Raw genomic sequence first — 13174 nt, 5'->3', positions numbered from 1 at the left:
ACAATGACATTCACCGACCCGCGCCTTTCCGATCTCGACGGCTTCCACGTCCGGCTCGATGCGGAAAACGAGCGCGCGGACATCATCCTCGCACGGCCGCCCTACAACGTGATCTCGATGGGAGCCCGCGATCAGCTCCGCCTCGTCTTCGAGGCACTCGATGAGGATGACCGAGTGCGTATCATCGTCGTCTCCGGCGAGGGCGAGCATTTCTCCTCGGGGGGCAATATCAAGGGCTTCCTCGAGGCCAGCCCCGAGCATGTCTCGCATTTGGCATGGAATGTCGCGGCTCCGGCACGCTGCTCCAAGCCGGTGATCGCCGCCAATCGCGGCTACACCTTTGGCGTCGGCTTCGAGCTGTCGCTGGCCTGCGATTTCCGCATCGTGTCCGAGACCTGCCGCTACGCCCTGCCCGAACAGAAACTGGGCCAGATCCCTGGATCGGGTGGCTCCGCCCGGCTGCAGAAAATTGTCGGCGTGACGCGCACGAAGGACATCGTCATGCGCTCGAAGCGCATCAAGGGCCAGCAGGCGCTGGACTGGGGCATCGCCACCGAATGCGTGCCCGATAGCGATCTCGAACAGGCGGTGACCGACCTCGTGAACGAGCTCCGCGAATTTTCACCCATGGCGCAGCGCACCGCGAAGAAGCTGCTGAACGACACCGATGACGCGCTTCTCAGCACCGCGATCGAGATGGAAGGGCTGAACTACAGCCGCCTGCGTCAATCGGAGGATTTCCGCGAGGGCGTCGAGGCCTTCCACGCCAAGCGCAAGCCCGTATTCACGGGCCGCTGAGACGGCCCGCAACCAACATCAGGGGAGGAGACCCAAATGGAACGGACGGAAAAGACAAACTGGATCGAGAAAGGACCGGGCTTCGGCGCGGGCCTGTCGGGCCTGCGCGAGGCGCTGGGCATCAAAACGGCGAGCGCGGGACTGGTCGCGGCCATCTTCGGATGCTCGGGGCCGGCGCTGATCGTAATCGGCGCGGCCAATAATGGCGGGCTCTCCGAGGGCCAGACCGTGGCCTGGCTTCTGGCGATCTACGGCCTCGGCGGGCTGATCAGCCTGATCATGGCGCTTTACTACAAGCTTCCGGTGACGGGGGCCTATTCCATCCCGGGCGCGGCCCTCGTCGCCGGCGCATTGGGCACCTTCCCGTTCGAACAGGCGGTCGGTGCCTTCCTGATGGCGGGCGCGATGGTCTTTGTCCTGGGGATCACCGGCCTTATCGGCAAGGTGATGCGCTGGCTTCCAATGCCTATCGTCATGGCGATGATCGCGGGGGCGCTCATTCGCTTCGGCATCGGCGCGGTCACCTCGATCGAGAAGCTGCCCATAGTGGTCGGTGCGGCGACCATCGCATTCTTCCTGTCGATGCGGTTCCTGCGGGCCGTCCCGCCGGTTCTGACGGCACTGGTGGTTGGCCTCGTGGCCGTGACCCTGACCGGAGGCTTCCAGGGAGGCGAGGCGGCGATCAGCTTTGTCGCTCCTGAATTCACCGCGCCCGTCTTCACGGTTGACGCGTTCCTGGCCATCGCCGTGCCGCTGGCCGTGCTCGTGATCGGAGCCGAGAACGCCCAGGCCATTGGGGTTCTCTACGCCGAGGGATACCGTCCGCCGATAAACGCCATGACCGTGATCTCGGGCATCGGCGGCATGCTGGCTGGGGTAATCGGCGGGCATAACGCAAATATCGCTGGGCCCATGACGGCGATCTGTTCCTCCGATCAGGCGGGCGAGAACCCCGAGGGGCGCTATGCGGCCACGGTGCTGAACGGCGTGCTCTTTGCTGCCTTCGGGATCTTCGCCGGGGTTGCGGTTCCGCTCATCATGGCGCTGCCCGGGCCCCTTATCGGCGCGGTGGCGGGCTTGGCGATGATCACCGTCCTGCTGAGCGCATTCCAGTCCGCCTTCGACCGGAACGCAGGCCATCAGATCGGCGCCTTCGTTGCCCTGATCGTGGCGATGTCGAACGTGTCGTTCCTGAGCATCAGCGCGCCCTTTTGGGCCTTGGTCGCGGGCGCTGCGGTATCAGTTCTGAACGAGCGGGTGGTCAGATCCCGCCCCGTGGCCACCACGGCGTCCTGAAGACCGGCGTTTAGTCGCACGAGTGATCGAATTGGGGGCGTCAGTCAGAGCACTGCGCCCCCTACGAATGTTTTGTTTGTCGTCGGTGTGATCCGTTGAACTGGCGAAACGGAAATACGTATTGATTTTAGATTATTGCGCCGGCTTTCCGAGAACTTTGCAAGGTGGCGTGTCTCGCCTGTTCATCATGATTTGTCATCCTTTCACCAAACATGACCGTGGTCCAATTCAGTTGCGGCGACACAAGGTTGTGCACAAAATTGGTCAAGGAGAGCCGAGGGACTTTGCCGATACACTCAGCGCGTTCAAAGGCTGTCTTGAAATTCTTTCAGAGTTTTTCGATGTTTCTAAATTTGCAATATACAAGGCTTACCACCTTCTTTTCTAAGCGGATTCGTAGGGTCAGCGCAAATCCAGCACTCGTTACGAATAGCCAGCTGGTCCGTTTTGCGGACATTCGAGCCGGGTGCAGCGAATGACGGCTCTCCGCCGATTCTGTGGAAAAACAACGTGTTGCTGACGCAGAAAGTGGTATCGATTTCAGGGCGCGAGCGCCTTTCCTGTCAGGTTTTCCGCAGTTGCTGCGGTGCAGGAAAGATCTTGGCCAGTTTGCGGAGGTTTTGGGCGGTTGCGGCGAGGAGGAATTCGTCATTTACACCGCAAGGGCCACGTAATCGGAGCCGTCCCAAGCCGAGAATGGGTGCTGGCAGACAAATGCGAACCAGTCTACGCAAGGGCAGAACGACTGCTCCTTATGCCGCGCAGAGACCGCGCCACTCTGTGAGAGCGGCGGCACGGTTTGCCTTGAAATGGGCTCGTGAGGTGAGGCTGCGTTCCTAGTTGAAAAGGTTGTGGACCGAAGCATGGATGGATGCGAATTTCTGCAAACTTCGCATCCGTCGGAAGCGGAGCATCGCCCGCTCCCTTCGTCGAAATGGTTGGTGTGAGTTCTCCACCCTGTTGTTCAGCCAGCGGCCAGTTACTTGGCGATCAGCCGCTCCGATCTCCCTCAGCGCGGCGCCATAAGACCGTAGCTTGTCGGTCACCAGGACCTCCACCCGGCCATGCTTCCTCATTGCTTTCTTGAGGAATTTCAAAGCGGCCTTCTTGTCCCGTGTCTTGGTGACGAAGCTTTCCAGGACTTCACCCTCGTGATCGACGGCTCGCCAAAGATAGTGCCGCTCGCCGTTGATCTTCACGAACATCTCGTCCAGATTCCATCGCCAGTGGCTGGTCCGCATTCCCTCGATGCGCCGTTTCCTGATCTCAGACGCGAACAGCGGACCAAATCGATGCCACCAAAATCGAACCGTCTCGTGGCTGATGTCGACACCGCGCTCGTGCAGCAGATCTTCGACGTTGCGCAGCGATAGCGGGAAGCGAATATACATCATCACGGCCAGCCGGATGATCTCCGGGCTGGTCTTGAAGTATCGGAAAGGCGAACGCTGGGTCATGGACGGAAGCTAGCCAGCGCCCTGCCCCGTCTCAAGCCAAGTTTGTCTGACAGAGCCCGCCGGCCTTCATGGATGAGGACGGCGTGCCGATCCTGCGGGTGAAATTGCTTCGGCCCATGGCGACCGAGATCCTCGCCCTGACCGAGTTCTCGAAATCGCACTGGGAAGAGATCGATGATGCGATGTTCGAACAGCTCTGGCAGGCCGAGGTTGAGGCTGTGCCGGAGTTCACCACCTCGAAGATCACGTTGATCTGCGGGTTGCTCCTTCCGATCTGGGACCGGCTGCCCGCCGACAACATGCGCATCTATCGCCTGCAGACCGAGGACGGGGAGCGCGCCATCGGTCGTCTGGTCAGCCAGGAGCAACTTCTCAATGTCTACGCGCGGCTCGGCCTCGACTGTCAGATTGAGATGACGCCGCAGGAGGTGTTCGGCGCGGTGATGGAGGCGCGAACGACCCTGAGCCTCCTTGGCGGCTACCATCTGCGCCGGTCGCTGGTCATGGGACAGCCGAGGCTCGAGCTCATCGGAGCGTCGGGCACGGCCCTGCCCGCACTGAAGGCGATGGGCTGTTTCACCGAGGTGATCCAGTGGAAGACGCGGGTGTTCATCCCGGTGGATGGCACCGAGGTGCTGGCGCGGGTTCTCGCGGAGTATCCTGTTGGCGCCAGTGCAGCGGATGCCGCAGCATGAGCGCGGGGCGCAGTATCGCGGACCTCTCGGCTGATCTGGCAGACCGGGCCGAGAGTTTCTGCCGCCTGTATTTCCCCGAGGGGCGCAGGCAGGGCAACTATTGGCAGGTTGGCGATACCTCGGGCGCAAAGGGCCAGAGTCTCGCCATCCGGCTGCAAGCGCAGGGTAGTCGCAAAGCCGGATCATGGCAGGATTTTGCGACGGGTGAATATGGCGACTTGATCGACCTGCTGAAGGAACGGCTCGGATCGGTCACGCTGAAGGAAACGCTGAGGGAGGCCCGGTCCTTTCTCGGCGAGACCCCCTGCCCTGCCGTGCCGCGCGACACCCAAACCCGTGAGCAACCAGATGCCGCCTCGAGCAAACGTATCGCGCGGGCGCGCAAACTCTTGGCCGCGGGCAAGCCGGTCCTGGGCACCTTGGCTGCCACCTATCTGCAGGGGCGCGGCATCTCGCGCTTCGGTCCGGCTCTCCGCTATCACCAGCGGGTCTTATTGTGGCAAGGCGAGGACGATCCCGATCCGCCGCAAAGGGCCCCTGCCCTGCTCGCCAAGATCACCGACAATCGGGGCCAGATCACCGGCTGCGCAAGAGTTTTTCTCGACTCGTCCACCGGCGGTCTGGCCGCGATCGAGAGCCCGAAACGGATCCTCGGGCAGCTGCACGGCCATGCCATCCGCTTCTGGTCCGGCTCACCTCGCAGCGATCTCATCGTCGGAGAAGGTCTCGAGAACACCCTCTCGGTGGGCACCGCTCTCCCGGAGTTCGATCTCGCCTCCTGTCTCACCGCCACCCATGTCGGTCTCTTCATCCCGCCGCCGGGGATCAAGCGCATCTGGATCGCGCGGGACAATGACGAAGCCGGACGCAACGCATCAAAGAAATTGCGTAACAAACTGGAATCGCTTGGAACTACCTTTGGTGATCTCGTGCCAGACATGGGCGACTTCAACGACGATCTGCGGGCATTTGGCAGAGATGCGCTGCGCCGGTCCCTGTTAGAGGCCATGAAAGCGCAAGGTCTGGAGATTGAGGTCGGGTGACCGCCAACTTCCTCAGCGAAGTCCGAAAGGGCAAAGGTTTCGCAGGTTCGATCTGATCCCGTTTGGAAAAGGGGTGCGATGGACCAGCGGGTCGGAGCAGAGTGCTCCTCGCCCGGGCAGCAATGCGCCCCGAACCGGAAAATTCCCCTGCCCCACCACTTGAACGTGGCGGGCCATTCCTCGCGGGGACAATTTTCCGGTCCGCGGCGCATTCTCCGCTGCGCTCCGATCCTGACGGATGCGGCCCGGTCGCCGCCGGTCCTGGTATCGCCCCATCCAAATCGGGTCAGATCAAACAGAGGAACCAGACAATGCCCCATCAGACAGACATCCAAGAGGACATCGGCGTGACCTCCGCCATCCTCGACCACCTCGCACTTCACGGCGCAACGCCCGGGGCCGGCGAGACCGATCATCGTCCCCTGCCCCAGCCAGACGAGGTCGAGCTCGCCATGGCGACGCTTTTTGACACCACCATCGGCCTCCTCATCGGCAGCCAGTTGGAAGACAATCTCGAAGAGATGCTCTGGTCCCTCACCTCGATCTTCCATCGCCGGCTGACCCATATCCAGAAGCTCCTCGACGACAATGAATTCGAGGTCCGGGAAAGTCTGGCCATCCAGGACGGCTCTGAGGTCGCCTCGGTCGAACTCGAGCGCCTCCAGATGATCGGGCTGAAGCTCTGGGACCATCGCGACGCCTTCGAGCAGATGCGCGATCTGGCCGTGGACCACTTCTCGGCCGCCACTGGGTCTCCTTGGCTCCCGCGCACCGGATCCAAAGTCTCGCATCGCGGCCTCACATCCGCCGTGGTGGACAGCCGGGCTTATCTTTCCGCCAAGCGCCGCAAGGAGACCGAGGTGCACTGTCCCGAAGGCACGCGGATCGCCTTCTCGGGCGGGGATTATCACGCCTACGATCTGATCTGGTCCGTCCTCGACGCCACGCACGCCAAATACCCCGACATGGTGCTCCTGCATGGAGGCACGCCCAAAGGCGCCGAGATGATCGCGGCCCGTTGGGCAGATACGCGCGGTGTCACCCAGGTGGTCTTCAAACCCGACTGGAAGAGCCACGGCAAAGCCGCCCCGTTCAAGCGCAACGACAAGATGCTCGAGACCATGCCGCAAGGCCTGATCGCCACCCCAGGTTCGGGCATCACCGAGAACATCGTCGACAAGGCCCGCAAGCTCGGGATCCGCATCAAGAGGATCGGGGCTTAGGCCCCGGTTCTACCATGACATCAGTCAGAGCGCACTGTGCAGTTTGCTCTATGAATACACAGAGGTGCCAGTTCTGCGGGATCTGACCTGTCAGACTGCCGTGAGTGTTAACACCATTTCTAACTGGTGGCTGTGGGGAAACCCTCTGAAGCCTCGTGACGCTCTCGTCGTCCCGCGATCAGCGGGATATTCGCCGAAAGGCACCCCATGTCGGCCAGGAAACTGACGAGTCCGACGATCGTCTTGAACTCGCGTAATTTGAAGACGCTGCGGCTTGTCACTAGCATCTTCGCATCCTGGCCATCCTTCGTCACTGCGTGCACCACCCAAGAGCCATACCAACTGTTATGGCGCTTCTCCGCAGTCCGGTTGCAGACCACCTCGATGAGGTAGCCATCTGAGAGCAGATCGCGCAGGCCATCCTCGGTGACCACGTTCGGTGTTGCTCCGTCCAACTGCTTATCCTCTTCACTTATGCCGACACGTATCGGGATTGGAACGGGCCCGAGCTATTGCCTGATCTTCCGAGTCGCATGCGTCGTTCGCTCAGTTTCGCGCTGCCATACGGGACATCTTCGAAGTTCGCAACGCGGCCGGGATTAAAGCCGTCGGGGACAGATGCGCGTGTCTTCGCCCTCGTATTTCATCTTCTCCAGCCTGTCAGACCACTTTCTGCTTGAGACCCCTAGTGACTCGACCGAGGAACTGAATACCGGCCGGTGTCGCGTTGCGACGGGTCGTGGTGTGTATCGAAGGATCAGGCGTGACAGTGCAAGGGACGCTTTGGCGTTCTTGATTGTCGGCTGTTCCCCTACTTTCCTTCGTGGCCACCGCACTTCTCCCTTTGTCTGAGTTGCATGACATGCTGGTCGCAGCTGTCGTCCCGGCCACAAAGGTTGTCGACGATCTTTTTCCCTTGATCCTGCGGATCATTCCTCGCGGATCAAAAAGACCGGCGCCTGCCCCTCTCTGCTGCGCTTCGCCTTCGGTGTGGCCGTGCCTTGGCCAGCTGCAAAGTGACCATCATTGCAACGCAAACAAGGAGAAGAGCAATGACCACGAACTGCATCAAATTCACCAGCGCCGACATCGAAACCGCCAAGGGCGTCGGCTCCATCTCGACCCTGACCTTCGACCTCGACATCACGGTCGAACCCGTCGCGAGCACGAACCCGATGGCCCCCACGCACCGCGTCCTCGGCCGCTCTCCGCGCGGCAAGCTGGTCGAGTGCGGCGGCATCTGGAAGAAGCAGAACAAGGAGACCGGCGCCGACTACTACACGCTGACCATCCGCGACCACGGCTTCAACGCCAACCTCGGCAAGGCCGCGAACCAGGACGATCTGTCCCTGCAGGCCGTGATCCCCTGGGGTCCCAAAGACGCCGCTTGATCTGAAGAATTGGGCCCGACATCGTTCGGGCCCAGCACCCGCAAGTCGATCTTGAACGCGTTCAAGATTAGATCGTTTTGCACCTCGCCGCCTCTAATCATACTCCTGAATTCAGGTAGGCGCGTGGTATCTTCCAATTGCGCCCATAATAGTGCTACTATGAGTGGCGAAACGAGTCGAACTCGGAATCAACCGAAGTCGGGGCAGCGATATGAGCGGAAGTCTAGAACAGTTTTTGACCGACCTGTCACGAGGTCTGGAGCGCACAATGGTCGCCGTCAACAAAGAGTTGACGCTGCGCCATCGTATCAAGCGCACATGGTCGATGCGACAGTGCGCTCGCTTCTTGAACGTCAGCATCCAATACTTGACCAAGTTCGCGAATGGTAACGACGACTTTCCAAAGGGTGAGTACGTTGGACGCGAGCGTGTCTTCAACCTTCATGAACTGATGCATATGCGCGCTTTGATGGCGGCGTCTGCAAAGCGTCCTTTTGACTATCTTGCGTGGCGCAAGCCCGGCGATCCGCTTCCAGTCATTTCATTTGCCAGCCAAAAGGGCGGCACGGCCAAGAGCCTTAGCGCTGCACATTTCGCACAGTACCTGAGCCTACATTACGGAATGCGTGTTGGCGTGATGGATGCGGACCCGCAGAGCACGATCACACTTTACTTCGTAGGCGGTGAGGGGTTGTCTCAAATGCCTACTGAAGAAACGCCATCGATGGTGGACTTCGCGGGCCTCTTCCAGTCTGAAGAGGCGCCGTACACGGATCACTCTGCGGAGACGCTGGATAGCTTCTTTTTGAAAACTTCTTGGCCGGGGCTTCGATTGGTTCCAGCGCACGGAGAGACCTCTGAGGGCGAGATTCAGATTGCCCGCTTGGTTCGCGAGGCTCCTGCGGGGAAGAGTTTCTACCGCTACCTTCGGGACGCGATTGATCGCTGGAAAGAAGCGCACCCTCCAGCAACAGCTCCCAATGAACTTGCTACGGATGGTAAGGTCGATCCTGTCCGACTTGAGCAGGCGCTGAACGAAACGCTGGATTGCATCATCATTGATTATCAACCGGCGCTGACGCTTTTCCAGCTCAACAATGTGATAGCTTCTTCATCCCTCGTCATTCCGCAGACCATGAAGGGGTTCGACATCGCAACGCTATCGACGTTTGTTACCGGCCTGCTAGGCATGCTCCAGCACATCCTGGCACATGAGCGTATCGATATTGGCTCGGGTGCCAACATGCTCTTGCCAACCATTGTACAGCGTTCCAACGGTCAGGATCTCAACCACATCGGCAATCTTCTCGAGCACTGCCCAACGGAGATCTTGCCCGTGTTCTATCTTCGGTCGGACGCGATTTCGAACGCTTCAGACGTTTATCAGTCGGTCTACGAATACGAGCCTGACACGCCTGGCAAAAGAAAAGGTATCAACAGATTTATTGAGAACGCAGACGCGGTGAACGATGCAATCGTCAGCCGTCTGTGGCCAGGCCTCGAACGTGGTTATGCGAATGCTTGGATGGACACGTTCTATGATGACGATGACGGGGAGACCGCAGCATGAAGCGAACTATCCCGAGGTCGCTGGTTTCGAAAGCGTTGAACCAATCAGCTGAGCCGAGTGGCAATGGCGACGAGGCAAAAGTCGACACTGCACCGTCTTCTACTACTGCACCTTTCAAGGGAGCGGGTAGTGCATGGAAGGCCGGCGCACTTGCCCAATCGCAGGCAGCGGTAGAGCAGGGACGTGCGCAGCTCGTCGATGACATTCTGAACGGCCGTCACGAACTTCAGATTTCACCGGATCAAGTGGAAGACCCACTTGGTTCGGATCGTCGTGATGATTGGATGGCACAAGAGGCCTTTCAAACGCTTCTAAAGAGCATCGAGATCAACGGCCAGGACACGCCAATCCTTGTTTGGCCAGAGGATCCAAATTGGAAGCCTGACCCGCTAAACCCGACAGACGTTGCGGATGCTCGCTTTATCATGCTGACCGGCAGACGTCGTCATGCTGCAGCGAAGACCCTGGGGCTTAAGCTTCGAGCAATCTTGGCGTCCCCAGAGAAGCGAGGCGCGGAGAACGCGCAGTTCGAGATGCTGTTCCTCCGTTTCCGGGAAAACGAGGAAAGGGAGAACCTTGGCGCATTCGAGCGCCTACTGGCTATCGGAGAGATGTACGAGACGCTTCGTGAGTCTGGCGAGAAGACGACTGCGGTAGCGTTTGCAGCACGTATTGGTGTCCACGAGAGTATCGTGTCGCGCGCTCGCGCAGTTTTCGGGGCTCGAGATCAAATCTTGAACGCGTTCAAGAACGCTTACGACATGAGCTTCCAGGATCTGCAAAAAGCGCTGGCCAGCCTTGAGGGCAAGCCGAAGAAGCAAGTCAGAAAGTCCGCTCAGAAGGTCACCGCCAAGCGCAAGGTAGGGGGTCGTAATCTCTCGCTCACGTCAGCGAACGGCAATCTCTCGATCAAAGCCGCAAGCGTACCGCTGAGCCAAGAGAAACTTGAGGAGTTGAGCGATCTGATCGCGGACTTCTTGGCAAAGAATAAGGAGGTTCCACCGACGGGCTAGAGCCTGAATACCGGTGCATCTCCATACATTGAGGCAACGAGCAAGAAGGAAGAATGTGATCTAAAGGCAAAAGAAAAGCCCCCAAGCTGAGGGCCTGAGAGCTGATCTTATTGGTTTGGTCGCCTTGAAGATAAGTCTCTCTCGAATCACTGTCAACGACGAACGCTTCTGAGCGAACGGCTTTCTTTTGCCTCCACATGGCCGGAGGTGAGAAACAGGCATGAAACATACAGGTTGGCGCAAGCCGACACCGGGTCTTGGCATTGCAGAGCAGCTTGCCCAAGCCGGTGAACGGATCGCTGTACCCAAATCGCGGGCCTTCGTGGCCGTGAAGCGGGTGGGGGCCTACATTGGCCTCAAGGCCGGGGACATGATGCTCCTCGATACGCTCGGGGCCTTTACCCAGTCCCAGGATTGGGAGGAGGGGCAGCGCCCGATCGTCTGGGCGTCGAACGCCTATCTGATGGCGCAGACGGGCTTTTCGCTGTCGGCGCTCAAGCGTCATGCCCGGCGCCTGGCCGAGATCGGCGTGATCTCGTTCCGGGACAGCCCGAACGGCAAGCGCTGGGGCCGCAGGGATTCCGAGGGGCGCATCGTGGAGGCCTATGGCTTCGATCTGTCGCCGCTCTCGGCCCGCGCCCTCGAGTTCGAGGCGCTGCATGCGGATTTGCAGGCCGAGCGCGAACTCTGTCAGCGCCTGAAGCGCCAGATCACGGTTGCACGCCGTATGATCCGCGCTCGGATCGAGGCGGCCGTCAGCAGCGCGCTGCGAGGGCCCTGGGCGCAGTTCACGGGGCTCTTCGAAGAGTTATTGGACCGGCTTCCGCGCCGCCACGAAGCTTCTGAGCAGCTTGCACGGTTGCTGGGCTGGTTCAAGGATCTCCAGGAGCGTGTCGAGGCGGCCTATCTCAAGGCAACAGAGGCTACCCAGCCTGTGGAAAATACGCCTGAAACCAAGGAGCAAGTTTCCGAGAAGACTCAAGAAATGAACCCCAGGGAGGTCATTTCTGACCCTCATATACTAATTACAAACCAACTGAATCCTGTAACCAGTAATTCCTCAGAAAATGAGGAAATCGCGGCCGTGGTGCCCAATGCTCAGCCCGAAGATCAGGTTGATAGGGAGCTGGAAGAGTGGGTGGCAGAGGTGCGCAAGAAGCGCGCAGCGCTGGATCTGCCCACTGTGATGCAGGCCTGTCCTGAATTCGCGTCCTGGGCGCGCAATATGGGCGGGTTCCTGAAGGATTGGGGCGATCTGCACCGGGTAGCCGGGCAGCTCAGGCCGATGATCGGGGTGTCCGAGCATGCGTGGAACGTGGCGCAAGACCGGCTGGGTAAACAGGTGGCGACAGCGGCGCTGGCGCTTGTCTTCGAGAAGCATTGCGCGGGCGAAGTTTCCTCGCCGGGCGGATATCTGCGCGGCATGGTCGAGAAGGCCGGGGCAGGGGAGCTGCATCTCGAGCGCAGCTTCTATGGCAGGCTCAGTGGACAGGCGGCATGATGGGGCAGGGGGTCAGAGTCCGGCGGCCTTGGTCAGGTTCACGCGGAACCGGTCGCGGCGGCGCTGGTAGCGGCGGGTCATCTCGGCCGAGGCGTGCCCCAGCTGTTTCTGGACGTAACGTTCGTCGACTTCCGCAGAACTGGCGAGACCGGCACGCAGTGAGTGACCGGAGAACAGCGCCAGGCGATCCTTCTCGGGCAGCTCGGATCGGATGCCGGCGTCCAGGACGGTGCGTTTGATCAGCCGGGCGACATGCTTGTCGTTCAACCGCACTTCCAGCGCGCGTGTTCCATCGCGCGAGGTGCGCACGAAGACCGGGCCGAAGTCGATCTTCGCAAAGTGCAGCCATTGCTCAAGCGCATGGACGGGGCAGGTCTGATCTTTCGAGCCGCGGCCGATCTCGACTGCGCGCCAGCCGGTCTTGGCATTGAGGGTCAGGAGGGCGCCTTTCTCGAAGATCTTGATCCAGCCGCGCGAATCCGGCGTGTCATCCTTATGGACATCGAGGCTGACGATTTCCGAGCGGCGCAAGCCTCCGGCGTATCCCAGCAGCAGGATCGCGCGGTCCCGCAGCCCGCGCAGATCGTAGGGCAGGGTGGCGACCATCGCGAGGATGTCCTCGGCCAGGATCGCTTCCTTCTGCACCGGTGGGCGCGCGTGTTTGCGCTTGATCCCGGCCAGCACGGTCGCGATGTGCCGGTTCTTTCGGTCGAGGGCGAAGCCCCGCTGTGCGTAGTTCCAAGCAAGACCCGACAGGCGGCGGTCGATGGTGCTGACCGATAGGGGCCGGGACGCCGACTGCGAAGGGGAGGGGCCCGACACGGAGGCCAGATCCGCGAGGTAGAGGCCGATCATTTCCGGTGATGGAGGCACTGGCTCGGTGCCTTTCATCCGGCACCAGCGCGCGAAGTGCGCCCAGTCCATGGCGTAGGCTTTCAGGGTGTTCTCGGAAGCCGCGGCGCGGGCATAGTCGCGGGCCGTGTCGACCAGCCGGTCAAGTCCGCCGGACCCAGCCACAAATGACGGCAGGGCCAAGGCCTCGCCGTCAGGGCGAACTCTCTCGCTGCCCTCGTTGACGGAAGACCGGATTGGCTGCTCTGAGCTCGATTTTGTCGGTCTGCCGGAATTTCTGAGACTGCGTTCCATTTGTTTTCAATGACTTGCCTGTGTCGCATTTCTGAAACCGA

Annotated in this window: 11 protein-coding genes and 1 pseudogene; 9 read left to right on the top strand and 3 right to left on the bottom strand. The window is 60.4% G+C overall.

Features of this window, described 5'->3' with window-relative positions:
* The first annotated feature begins 3 nt into the window (after positions 1-3).
* Both RBB42_RS24860 and RBB42_RS24855 read left to right on the top strand, forming a co-directional pair.
* Positions 4-798 (top strand): enoyl-CoA hydratase/isomerase family protein, encoded by a 795-nt coding sequence (locus RBB42_RS24860; RefSeq protein WP_190285509.1) that lies wholly within the window; start codon positions 4-6, stop codon positions 796-798.
* A gap of 36 nt (positions 799-834) precedes the next feature.
* Entirely contained in the window at positions 835-2094 is a 1260-nt protein-coding gene (locus RBB42_RS24855; protein WP_043146732.1) for a benzoate/H(+) symporter BenE family transporter, read from the top strand.
* A gap of 752 nt (positions 2095-2846) precedes the next feature.
* Here RBB42_RS24855 and RBB42_RS24850 read toward each other — a convergent pair.
* Positions 2847-3551 (bottom strand): annotated as a pseudogene (locus RBB42_RS24850) (IS6 family transposase).
* 68 nt (positions 3552-3619) lie between these two features.
* Between RBB42_RS24850 and RBB42_RS24845 the strand changes: the two are divergent.
* The 3 genes from RBB42_RS24845 (at position 3620) to RBB42_RS24835 (ending at position 6512) form a co-directional block, all read left to right on the top strand.
* Positions 3620-4246, top strand: a complete 627-nt coding sequence (locus tag RBB42_RS24845) for a hypothetical protein (protein WP_305972311.1) — start codon at positions 3620-3622, stop codon at positions 4244-4246.
* Positions 4243-5289 carry a DUF7146 domain-containing protein gene (locus RBB42_RS24840; RefSeq protein WP_305972310.1) on the top strand — a complete coding sequence of 349 codons (1047 nt, stop codon included), beginning with the start codon at positions 4243-4245 and terminating at the stop codon, positions 5287-5289. The genes RBB42_RS24845 and RBB42_RS24840 overlap by 4 nt, the downstream gene beginning before the upstream one ends.
* Before the next feature lie 311 nt (positions 5290-5600).
* Positions 5601-6512 (top strand): DUF2493 domain-containing protein, encoded by a 912-nt coding sequence (locus RBB42_RS24835; protein WP_043146725.1) that lies wholly within the window; start codon positions 5601-5603, stop codon positions 6510-6512.
* 119 nt (positions 6513-6631) lie between these two features.
* On the opposite strand, the gene RBB42_RS24830 is transcribed toward RBB42_RS24835, so the two are convergent.
* A complete protein-coding gene (locus RBB42_RS24830; RefSeq protein WP_043146724.1) occupies positions 6632-6967 on the bottom strand; it encodes a hypothetical protein in 336 nt (111 codons plus the stop codon).
* 597 nt (positions 6968-7564) lie between these two features.
* Here RBB42_RS24830 and RBB42_RS24825 point away from each other — a divergent pair.
* The 4 genes from RBB42_RS24825 (at position 7565) to repC (ending at position 11987) form a co-directional block, all read left to right on the top strand.
* Entirely contained in the window at positions 7565-7903 is a 339-nt protein-coding gene (locus tag RBB42_RS24825; protein ID WP_017470241.1) for a DUF736 domain-containing protein, read from the top strand.
* Between the two features lie 211 nt (positions 7904-8114).
* The gene (locus RBB42_RS24820) at positions 8115-9473 is read left to right on the top strand and encodes a ParA family protein (RefSeq protein WP_190285508.1); all 1359 of its coding nucleotides are present in this window, start codon (positions 8115-8117) and stop codon (positions 9471-9473) included.
* On the top strand, positions 9470-10486 hold the full coding sequence (locus RBB42_RS24815; protein WP_305972309.1) for a ParB N-terminal domain-containing protein: 1017 nt from the start codon (positions 9470-9472) through the stop codon (positions 10484-10486). Before RBB42_RS24820 ends, RBB42_RS24815 begins: the two co-directional genes overlap by 4 nt.
* Before the next feature lie 220 nt (positions 10487-10706).
* Positions 10707-11987 carry a plasmid replication protein RepC gene (repC, locus tag RBB42_RS24810; RefSeq protein WP_043146717.1) on the top strand — a complete coding sequence of 427 codons (1281 nt, stop codon included), beginning with the start codon at positions 10707-10709 and terminating at the stop codon, positions 11985-11987.
* Positions 11988-11999: 12 nt separating this feature from the next.
* On the opposite strand, the gene RBB42_RS24805 is transcribed toward repC, so the two are convergent.
* The gene (locus RBB42_RS24805; RefSeq protein ID WP_306043852.1) at positions 12000-13133 is read right to left on the bottom strand and encodes a tyrosine-type recombinase/integrase; all 1134 of its coding nucleotides are present in this window, start codon (positions 13131-13133) and stop codon (positions 12000-12002) included.
* Positions 13134-13174 lie beyond the last annotated feature (41 nt).

The organism is Mameliella sp. MMSF_3455 (genome assembly GCF_030733205.1).
Taxonomy (GTDB): domain Bacteria; phylum Pseudomonadota; class Alphaproteobacteria; order Rhodobacterales; family Rhodobacteraceae; genus Antarctobacter.
This window is presented reverse-complemented; position numbering and strand designations above follow the sequence as displayed.

Excerpts from the sequence above, each read along its gene's own strand:
- RBB42_RS24845 (WP_305972311.1), top strand. The coding sequence starts at position 3,620 with ATGGATGAGGACGGCGTGCCGATCCTGCGGGTGAAATTGCTTCGGCCC.
- RBB42_RS24805 (WP_306043852.1), bottom strand. The coding sequence starts at position 13,133 with ATGGAACGCAGTCTCAGAAATTCCGGCAGACCGACAAAATCGAGCTCA.
- RBB42_RS24860 (WP_190285509.1), top strand. The coding sequence starts at position 4 with ATGACATTCACCGACCCGCGCCTTTCCGATCTCGACGGCTTCCACGTC.
- RBB42_RS24825 (WP_017470241.1), top strand. The coding sequence starts at position 7,565 with ATGACCACGAACTGCATCAAATTCACCAGCGCCGACATCGAAACCGCC.
- RBB42_RS24855 (WP_043146732.1), top strand. The coding sequence starts at position 835 with ATGGAACGGACGGAAAAGACAAACTGGATCGAGAAAGGACCGGGCTTC.
- RBB42_RS24840 (WP_305972310.1), top strand. The coding sequence starts at position 4,243 with ATGAGCGCGGGGCGCAGTATCGCGGACCTCTCGGCTGATCTGGCAGAC.
- RBB42_RS24820 (WP_190285508.1), top strand. The coding sequence starts at position 8,115 with ATGAGCGGAAGTCTAGAACAGTTTTTGACCGACCTGTCACGAGGTCTG.
- RBB42_RS24815 (WP_305972309.1), top strand. The coding sequence starts at position 9,470 with ATGAAGCGAACTATCCCGAGGTCGCTGGTTTCGAAAGCGTTGAACCAA.
- RBB42_RS24835 (WP_043146725.1), top strand. The coding sequence starts at position 5,601 with ATGCCCCATCAGACAGACATCCAAGAGGACATCGGCGTGACCTCCGCC.
- repC (WP_043146717.1), top strand. The coding sequence starts at position 10,707 with ATGAAACATACAGGTTGGCGCAAGCCGACACCGGGTCTTGGCATTGCA.